General features: G+C 64.5%; 8 protein-coding genes. 4 read left to right on the forward strand and 4 right to left on the reverse strand.

Annotated elements, in window-relative coordinates:
• From IVB32_RS32425 to IVB32_RS32435, 3 genes are all read right to left on the reverse strand, one after another.
• On the reverse strand, positions 1-1,252 hold a 1,252-nt coding region (locus tag IVB32_RS32425), incomplete at its 3' end, for a tetratricopeptide repeat protein (RefSeq protein ID WP_247412684.1).
• A 13-nt stretch (positions 1,253-1,265) separates the two neighbouring features.
• The gene (locus IVB32_RS32430; protein ID WP_018453120.1) at positions 1,266-2,276 is read right to left on the reverse strand and encodes an aldo/keto reductase; all 1,011 of its coding nucleotides are present in this window, start codon (positions 2,274-2,276) and stop codon (positions 1,266-1,268) included.
• Between the two features lie 280 nt (positions 2,277-2,556).
• Positions 2,557-2,982, reverse strand: coding sequence for a PaaI family thioesterase (locus tag IVB32_RS32435; protein WP_026232466.1), 426 nt, complete (start codon positions 2,980-2,982; stop codon positions 2,557-2,559).
• Positions 2,983-3,048: 66 nt separating this feature from the next.
• Between IVB32_RS32435 and IVB32_RS32440 the strand changes: the two genes are divergently transcribed.
• Both IVB32_RS32440 and IVB32_RS32445 read left to right on the forward strand, forming a co-directional pair.
• On the forward strand, positions 3,049-3,678 hold the full coding sequence (locus IVB32_RS32440) for a CoA pyrophosphatase (protein WP_018453122.1): 630 nt from the start codon (positions 3,049-3,051) through the stop codon (positions 3,676-3,678).
• A 70-nt stretch (positions 3,679-3,748) separates the two neighbouring features.
• A complete protein-coding gene (locus IVB32_RS32445; RefSeq protein WP_018453123.1) occupies positions 3,749-4,963 on the forward strand; it encodes a hypothetical protein in 1,215 nt (404 codons plus the stop codon).
• A 159-nt stretch (positions 4,964-5,122) separates the two neighbouring features.
• Here the strand turns inward: IVB32_RS32445 and IVB32_RS32450 are convergent, their stop codons facing one another.
• Positions 5,123-5,425: a hypothetical protein gene (locus tag IVB32_RS32450; RefSeq protein WP_026232467.1), complete on the reverse strand. Its 303-nt coding sequence runs from the start codon at positions 5,423-5,425 to the stop codon at positions 5,123-5,125.
• Between the two features lie 194 nt (positions 5,426-5,619).
• Here IVB32_RS32450 and IVB32_RS32455 point away from each other — a divergent pair, with 194 nt between their 5' ends.
• Positions 5,620-6,099, forward strand: coding sequence for a hypothetical protein (locus IVB32_RS32455; protein ID WP_018453125.1), 480 nt, complete (start codon positions 5,620-5,622; stop codon positions 6,097-6,099).
• A gap of 162 nt (positions 6,100-6,261) precedes the next feature.
• Positions 6,262-7,209: a TAXI family TRAP transporter solute-binding subunit gene (locus IVB32_RS32460; RefSeq protein ID WP_018453126.1), complete on the forward strand. Its 948-nt coding sequence runs from the start codon at positions 6,262-6,264 to the stop codon at positions 7,207-7,209.
• The last annotated feature ends 46 nt before the right edge of the window (positions 7,210-7,255 follow it).

Below are 7,255 nucleotides of genomic sequence, written 5' to 3' on the forward strand. Positions count from 1 at the left end.
CGAGCAGGGCGCGGGCGCGCGGCAGGTCGCCGCTGCGCATGAGGGCAACGACAAAAGTGTCCTCGATCAACTCGCGCTGGGCGTGGCTGCCGCCGAGACGCACGACCTCGTCGAGGACCGGCGCGAGCATTTGCACGCATGCCGCGTAATCCTCGTCCGCAAAGGCTGCCAGCGCGCGGCAGACCGCCGGCACGACGGGGCCGGCCGGCAGCTTGCCATCGGCGAGCCGCTGCTCGATCGCGGTCAACCGCGCGACAAGCGCCTCGCGATTTTGCGTTGCGGCTGCGAACAGTGCCATGTGGATATCGGCGAAGGGCAGGCTCGATTTCGGAAACAGTCTTTGCGCGGTGGCATCGGCTTCGACCCAGAGCGCTCTCGGCACGACGTGGCCGTAAGCCGACAGGCGCCAGAGCAGTGACGCACCGTCGGTGACGAGATTGAGCGGCGGCGCCTGTGTGGCCTTTGGCTGCAGCACATCGGCATAGATCGCGAGCGCCCGCGCGGCATCGCCATGCTCCAGCGCGCCGAGCGCCTGATGCCAGCGGATGTGGCCGTGCAAGATCCCGGCGCGGTCGTAACAGGGGATCCAGTCGTCGACGAGCCGGTCGGCCGCTTCGATCGAACCGTCCTCGAACATCGCATGCAGCACGGCGTGCACGGCATGGGCATTCTGCCGGCGCAGCTCGAAGCCGCGCTCGGTGACACCGCGGCCGCGACTGACATTGCCGTTCTCGGTCATCGCCCAGCCGTACATGGTGAGGAACCACCAATCCTCGCCATAGTCATGCGCGACGCGCTCGCACAGCTCCTGCCGGGCGCGGTCGTGATCGGCCATGCCGGAGAACGCGAACAGGCCGAAGGCGCCGAGCGGCAGCGACAGCACCAATGCATCGCGCGGCCACGCCTCGACGTGCTTCATCGTCGCCGCGATTGCCTCGGGCAGCCGGCCCTCAATTGAAAGCGCCAGCGTCTCGACATGCGAACGCTCGCGTTCCGTGCCGCGTGTCGCCACGAGCTCACGGGCGAGTGCCGCCTTCTGCCGTGCCAGATCGCCTTGCTGATAGAAGCCATGCAGGCGGGCGCGGGCGATATGGGCCAGCGCAAAATCCGGATCGGCCGCAATCGCGCACTCCAAGGTTTCCGCCGTGCCGGTCCAGCCCGCGAGCATGAGGTCGACGCCTTCGCGATAAGCGGACGCCGCCTTGGGCGAAGAGGTAGAGAGCGGCAGGCCGTAGCGATCTTCGAGGGCCATTCTTGTCTCCGGCTCAGGCCGTCCGCGCGCGACGTCCTTCAATCGGATAGGCCGGGTCGTTGTAGCCTGGCGTCGAGGGATGACCCGGCACGACCAGTCTGTCGATCAGCGCCTCGTCCTCGGCGGTGAAGCGATAGTCGAGCGCGCCGGTATAGCCGTCCCATTGCTCCTCGGTGCGCGGGCCGGCAACGATCGAGGAGACAAAGGCGGAGTTCAGCACCCAGGCGACCGCGAACTGGCCTGCGGTGATGCCATTTTTCTCGGCGTGGGCCTTGATCTCCTGCGCCAGCTGGAGCGATTCCGGCCGCCATTCGGTCTGCATCATGCGGGTGTCATTGCGGCCCGCGCGCGTCTCCTTGTCGGGAGCCGCGTCGGGCGTGTATTTGCCGGTCAGCACGCCGCGCGCCAGGGGGCTATAGGGCACGATGCCGAGGCCGTAATAGGAGCAGGCCGGGAAGTGCTCGACTTCGGGCATGCGATTCATGGCGTTGTAATAGGGTTGGCTCACCGCGGGCCGGTCGATGCCGAGCCGGTCGCAGATGTTGCAGATTTCGGCGACGCGCCAGGCGCGGTAGTTCGAGACGCCGAAATAGCGCACCTTGCCGGCGCGGATCAAATCGCCCATCGCGCGCACCGTCTCCTCCAGCGGCGTCGAATGGTCTTCCTTGTGCAGATAATAGATGTCGATGTGGTCGGTGCCGAGCCGCTTCAGGCTCTCATCCGCCGCTTGCAAGACCCAGCGTCGCGACAGGCCGACACGGTTGGGATCGTCGCCCATGGGATTGGCGAGTTTCGTGGCCAGCACCCAGGCGTGACGGTTGTTGCCGATGGCGCGTCCCACGACCTGTTCGGATGCGCCCTTGGAATAGGCGTCGGCGGTGTCGATGAAATTGACCCCGGCCTCGTGCGCCTTCGCGATGATCCGCTTTGAGGTGGCTTCATCGGTCGGCCCGCCGAACATCATGGTGCCCAAGCAGATCGGCGACACTTTCAGGCCGCTGCGGCCGAGTTGGCGGTATTGCATGGGCGCGTCCTTGCTGCTTCTTCTGGCGACAGCATAACCGTCTCACTCCGTCATTGCGAGCGCAGCGAAGCAATCCAGAGATGCGTCTGCGGCGGCAGTCTGGATTGCTTCGCTGCGCTCGCAATGACGCGGTTGGCGGAGATGCTTGCTACGCTCTCAGCTGTCATCGCCCGGCTTGACCGGGCGATCCAGTATTCCGAGAGGGCTGTAGTTCAATCGAGAAGCCGCGGCGTACTGGATTCCCCGCCTGCGCGGGGAATGACAGCGGTGGGTATCGCTCCTACCCCGGCCCCTTCAAGATCTTGAACACACCATTGGCCATCACCACGCAGCGGCCGTCCACCGTCACCTCGGTGCTCATGAAGATCAGGCTGCGGGTCGAGCGCACCACGCGCGGGCGGGAGATCAGGATGTCGCCGATCTGGCCGGCTTCGACGAAATGTGTGTCGAGCTGCACCGTCGCCATGAACTCCTTGCCCGAGACATAGCGGGCAGTCATGCCGCAGGTACGGTCCGCGAACGTCATCATCACGCCGCCCTGGACCATGCCGCGGCGATTGTGGTGCTTGTCCTCGGTCGCAAGTGCGAATTCGTACTGGCCGTCGACCTTGCGCTCCCACAATGGGCCGATCAGGTGCATGAAGCCCGTGGTCTCCAGGATGGTCCAGCCGTCTGCTTTCAGCCTCGCGGCGGTCTTGTTGGTCATGTCGTCCATTTCCTGAGCGGGTCGTGCGATCTCGTTTCATCGGGGCCGGACGTGGTGTAGTCAAGCATGATGAGACCGTTCGACGATGCCACACGGCGGAATATCGCGGCTGCCTGTGCGGCCTTCACGCGGCTGCCGGAGGATGAGGCGCCGGCGGCGTTGAAGCGTGCCGCTGTGGTGATTGCGCTGACCGCAGCCAGCGAGCGCGATGACACGGCGTTCCTGCTCACGCTGCGCGCATCGCATCTGCGCGCCCATCGCGGCCAATGGGCTCTTCCCGGCGGACGCTGCGATGCCGGCGAGACGCCGGTCCAGGCGGCACTGCGCGAGCTCGACGAGGAGCTTGGCCTGCGCCTCACCGGCGCGGAGGTGCTCGGCACGCTCGATGACTATCCGACCCGCTCCGGTTATCTGATCACGCCGGTCGTGGTCTGGGCCGCCGATAGTGCCGCGATCAAACCAAACCCGGACGAGGTCGCCTCCGTCCATCGCATCGCGCTTGCGACGGTCGAGCGCGCCGACGCCTTCGATTTCGTCGCGATCCCCGAGAGCACGCGCCGTGTGATCCGTTTCCATCATCAGTCGAGCTTGATTCACGCACCGACGGCGGCCCTGATCTACCAGTTCCGCGAAGTGCTGGCAGGACGGCACACCCGCGTCACCGAGCTGGAACAGCCGGTATTCGCCTGGAAATGATGCGAGGGGCGAAAACGAGGTAAACGGCGCGTTAACGTGACAGTTACCGGATGCCTGCTAAGAGGGCAGCATGCATCAATCGATTCGAAATGCCGTGAGACTGGTTCCACTCGCGCTCGTCCTGCTCGCGCCTGCCGTGCGCGGCGGCGAATCCGACGCGCTGCCGCCGGCCGTCCGCAATGCCAATGCCCAGCTGTTGTCGCAGTTCTTTGCGCAAGGCGGCGTGTCGCCCGCCGTGCTGGAATATCGCCGCAAGCTGCAGGAGTATCAGGCGGCGCGCGCGGCCTTTGACGAGGAAGCCGGCGCCTATTGGAGTCAGATCTCCGAGAAGCGGAAAGGCCGTAATGCCAAGCGGCGCAGCGGGCAGCAGGTCACGCTCGACGATTACGTGCTGGAGCATCCGCCGCTCTATAACGGGCCGAAACGGCCGGTGAATCCGGAGCCGGAGGAAACCCCGGACCGCCCGACGAAAAAGCCGATCCCGGTGGTCGCCGATCTGCTGCGCGCGGCGCAGGAGCTTTATCAGTTCACGCCACAGCGGCCGGCCAACGAAGTCGAATTCAAGCGCGTCTATGCACGCTACGCGCTGGCCTCGGGGCTGACGCGCGAGCAGGCGGTGCGGGTCTACGCGTTCGAGACCGGCGGCACCGGCAGTTACGACGTGCAGGCGGGAATCGAACATGGCGGCAAGCGCGCCATTTCGACCGCGATGGGCTACAACCAGCTGCTGACGACCAACAGCGTCGAGCTGCTGGCCGAGCAAGGCCATGAATTCATCCGCGCTCTCTCTGACAAGGTGGCGCGGACCTCAGGCCCGGCGCGTCAGTCGCTCGAGCACAAGCTCACTGTGCTCAAGAAAATGGTGGCGCACGCCAAGTCGGTGCCCGACACCTGGTCGGAGCACGAGAAGATCGGCAACACCGCGCAGGGCTGGGCCATGCATGCCATGGTGCTCGACATCGATATCGGGCCGATGCTGCAGACTCACAAGCTGCTCACCTCGGTGCTGTTCGCGCGTGCCAAGGGCTACAACCGCCCGCTCAGCGCGGCCGAGCTCGAGATGATGAACCTCACCGGCGACGGCACCGGCCTCGACATGGTGACAATGCCGCAGGTAATGCGCGAGCAGGTGCCGACTTCGAACTTCTTCCAGCGCGGCGGCTACGAGCGTAACCCGGTCGCGATCCGCCACAACACGGTGGCGAAGCTGCTGGCGGTGACGGATACGAGGATGGACAGCAACAGCAACAACGCCGGCGCGCGCGAGCTGGCGGGGGCGTTTTAGGCGGCGTCGTCCGGCGAAGGCCGGGACCCATTACCACAGGGCATAGTTTGGGAGGACGGTCGTTCGGTACTGCGGCCGTACGCAATCGAGGGATCACGCGGTATGGGTCGCGGCCTTCGCCGGGACGACAGCAGTGTGTGGCGTCGCCGCGACCTCGCCCTACTGATCCGACCCGAACTTGAACTTGCCGTCGCCTTCCAGATACGGGCCGCTGCGCATGTAGAGCTGGCCGTTGTGGCCGAGGAAGAACAGCGTGCCCTTCGGCACCTTCTTGGCGCCCTTCAGAAGTTCGCCGGCATTGCTGGTGCCCATCTTGTAGGAGAAGGTCTTGCCGTCCTTGTCATAGGCGTAGCCGGTGTCGGGCTTGAGCTCCCAAGGTGTTGCAGCGGTCTGCGCCAATGCGGGTGCAGCGAACGCGCCGAGCACGGCCGTCACCAAAAATATCCTTGTCGAAAATGCCATCACCCTATCCTCCCCATCGAGGCTCCCGGCTTGAACAAATCACGAACGGCGCTTCCAGGTCAATTTGCGAAAGCGCCGCAGCGCATCACGTCTTGCCGAGCAGTTTGTGATTTTCCCTTCGTCCCCGCGCGACTATGTTCCGCTTTCCGTCTAGAACGCAATTCGACAAAAACATTGGGTAGGGGATGATTCGAATGAACCTCGTCATTAAAGCTTGCTGGGCCGCCGGCCTGTTGCTGACGGTGCTCGCGCCGGCCGCCCGTGCCGATGATTACCAGCTCAGCCACAACCAGAGGATCTCGTGCAGCCGCGGCCTGGCCCCGGGCAAGCTGAACACCGCGACCTGCAAGTCATACACCTACCTCTTCAACACCAAGACCTCGGAATATTTCCGTTGTCAGGTCTCGCTGGCGCTGACCCGGGACAACAAGGAAGTCATCAACGTCCAGACCGACGGCGGCTGTACCAAGAAGCCGCGCATCTTCGACACCGACGGCCATTACGATTTCGACGCGACCGAGACCGAGCCGCCGAACACCAATTCGTTCTTCGGCCCCGGCGGCTACTCGGTGTGGGCCGCCGACGTCGGCGCGCAGAAGGTGCGCGGCTGCATCATCATCTCCTCCGGCCTCGGCTCCGACATCTCCAAATGCCTGGACATGACCTTCCAGTGAGGGGCTGACCAGACCTGGCTGCGCCACCTCGCCGCACCTGGCGAGTTCCCCAAAAATCGAACCAGCACAGCCATTTACTGCAGTCCTGTTTTGACTTTTGGATGGGTTGACCCGCCCCCCTCATCCGGCCAACTTCCGGCCGGTTTGGGGAGTAGAAAGATCATGAAACGAACGATTTTCGGCGTGGCCGCGGCTCTTGCTCTGGCGGCCTCGGCACCTTGCGCGCAGGCGCAATCCTTTATCAATGTGCTGACCGGTGGCACCTCCGGCGTCTACTATCCGCTCGGGGTCGCGATCGGGAAGATCTACGGCGACAAGATTCCTAACGTGAAGACGCAGGTGCAGGCCACCAAGGCGTCGGTCGAGAATCTGATCCTGCTCCAGCAGGGTCGCGGCGAGATCGCGTTCACGCTGGGTGACTCGCTGAAAGCGGCCTGGGATGGCGACGAGGAAGCAGGCTTCAAGTCCAAGCTCGACAAGCTGCGCACGATCGGCGCGATCTATCCGAACTACATCCAGATCGTCGCGACTGCCGAGAGCGGCATCAAGACGCTTGCGGATCTCAAGGGCAAGAGCCTGTCGGTCGGCGCGCCGAAATCGGGCACGGAGCTGAATTCGCGCGCCATCCTGGCGGCGGCCGGCATGAGCTACAAGGATCTTGGCAAGGTCGAGTATCTGCCGTTTGCCGAATCCGTCGACCTCATGAAGAACCGCCAGCTCGGCGCGACGCTGCAATCGGCCGGGCTCGGCGTGGCCTCGCTGAAGGATCTGTCGACCTCGAGCCCGATCGTGGTGGTGTCGGTGCCGAAGGAGACCGTCGACAAGATCGGCCTGCCCTTCATCGCGGCGACCATTCCCGCCAACACCTACACCGGGCAGGACAAGGACGTGCCGACTGCGGCGGTGGTCAACTACCTCGTCACCAGCTCGGCGGTGTCGGACGATCTCGCCTACCAGATGACAAAACTGGTCTACGAGTCGCTGCCCGAACTCGCCAACGCGCATGCGGCCGGCAAGGAGATCAAGCTCGAGACGGCCGCCAGCGGCAGCCCGGTTCCGCTGCACCCCGGCGCGATCCGCTATTACAAGGAAAAGGGGCTGATCAAGTAACGTCGGCCTCGTTATCGGACGTCATGGCCGGGCTTGTCCCGGCCAT

It is taken from the genome of Bradyrhizobium sp. 23 (assembly GCF_023073295.1).
In the GTDB taxonomy this organism is placed as follows: Bacteria; Pseudomonadota; Alphaproteobacteria; order Rhizobiales; family Xanthobacteraceae; genus Bradyrhizobium; species Bradyrhizobium canariense_D.